Here is a 1,632-nt window from a genome sequence, read left to right as displayed (position 1 = left end):
GGATCGGTGGCATGAAACTCGAACTCCGAGGAATCACGAAGAAGTTCGGTTCCCTGGTGGCGAACGACCATATCGATCTCACTGTCGAGGCGGGGGAGATCCATTGCCTGCTCGGTGAGAACGGGGCGGGCAAGTCGACGCTGATGAATGTCCTGTACGGCCTGTACCGGGCCGATGAGGGGCAGATCCTCCTGGATGACCGGCTGCAGCATTTCGAGGGGCCTGGTGACGCGATGCGCGCGGGCATCGGCATGGTGCACCAGCACTTCATGCTGATCCCGGTGTTCACGGTCGCGGAGAACGTGATGCTGGGTCATGAGCAGACGCATCGGGGCGGGCTCATCGACCTGGCCGCGGCGCGCGAGCGGGTGCGGGAGATCAGTGACCGGTTCGGGTTCGACGTGGATCCGGACGCGCTGGTGGATGACCTGCCGGTGGGGGTGCAGCAGCGGGTGGAGATCATCAAGGCGCTTTCGCGGGATGCGCGGGTGCTGGTCTTCGACGAGCCGACCGCGGTGCTGACGCCGCAGGAGACCGACGAGCTGATGGCGATCATGCGGCAGCTGAAGGAGTCGGGTGCGGCGATCGTGTTCATCACGCACAAGCTGCGCGAGGTGCGTGAGGTCGCGGACAAGATCACGGTGGTGCGGCTGGGCAAGGTCGTCGGCGAGGCCGACCCGTCGGCGACGAACGCCGAGCTGGCGTCGCTGATGGTGGGTCGTGCGGTCGAGCTCACGGTGCAGAAGGAGGAGCCGGACCTCGGCGAGGAGGCGTTGCAGGTGTCGCACCTGAGCGTCGTCGATCCGATCGGGCAGCTCGTGGTCAACGACGTGAGCTTCACGGTGCGCAAGGGCGAGGTGCTCGCCGTCGCGGGCGTGCAGGGCAACGGGCAGACCGAGCTGACCGAGGCGTTGGTGGGCCTCCAGCCGCGGGTGCAGGGCGAGATCCGGCTCGACGGGGAGGAACTCACCCGGCATTCGGTGCGGAAGATCCTGGACGCGGGGGTCGGGTTCGTGCCCGAGGACCGCACGGAGGATGGCCTGGTGGGCGAGTTCACGGTCGCGGAGAACCTCATGCTCGACCGCTCGGACGGGGCGCCGTTCGTGAAGGCCGGGAACGTGCAGCGCGGCTTCCTCGCGGAGTTCGCGAAGGACAAGGTCGCGGAGTTCGACGTCCGCACGCCCGGCATCGAGACCAAGGCGGGTCGTCTCTCGGGCGGCAACCAGCAGAAGGTGGTCCTGGCCCGTGAGCTCAGCCGCGACCTGAACCTGCTCGTCGCTGCCCAGCCGACACGTGGTGTCGATGTGGGGTCGATCGAGTTCATCCACAAGCGCATCATCGAGACCCGTGACGCGGGCGTGCCCGTGGTGGTGGTCTCGACCGAGCTCGACGAGGTGACCGCCCTGGCCGACCGGATCATGGTGATGTACCGGGGCAGGGTCGTGGGCATCGTGCCCGGCGACACGCCCCGCGAGGTCCTCGGCCTGATGATGGCCGGCGAGCGTCCGGCGCCGTCCGGTGACGCCCCCACCCCCGAAGGAGCCGCGGCATGAGCGACCGCAACGACCCCGATGTCGCGCTCGAGACCGGCGCGCAGGTCCCACCTGACGAGCCCGTCATCGCGCCGGAGCC

Annotated in this window: 1 protein-coding gene; it reads left to right on the top strand. The window is 68.3% G+C overall.

The genetic code is table 11. The features are described from left to right. Positions 1-11: 11 nt before the first annotated feature. On the top strand, positions 12-1,553 hold the full coding sequence (locus ABME02_RS18395; RefSeq protein WP_353816808.1) for an ABC transporter ATP-binding protein: 1,542 nt from the start codon (positions 12-14) through the stop codon (positions 1,551-1,553). The last annotated feature ends 79 nt before the right edge of the window (positions 1,554-1,632 follow it).

Origin of the sequence: Agromyces zhanjiangensis (assembly GCF_040496055.1) — a bacterium.
Lineage (GTDB): Bacteria > Actinomycetota > Actinomycetes > Actinomycetales > Microbacteriaceae > Agromyces > Agromyces zhanjiangensis.
The sequence above is the reverse complement of the archived record's forward strand: the minus strand, read 5'-3'. Positions and strand labels throughout refer to the sequence as shown.

What these genes read in the sequence shown, in the direction of transcription:
- ABME02_RS18395 (WP_353816808.1), top strand. Translation starts at nt 12, where the DNA reads ATGAAACTCGAACTCCGAGGAATCACGAAGAAGTTCGGTTCCCTGGTG.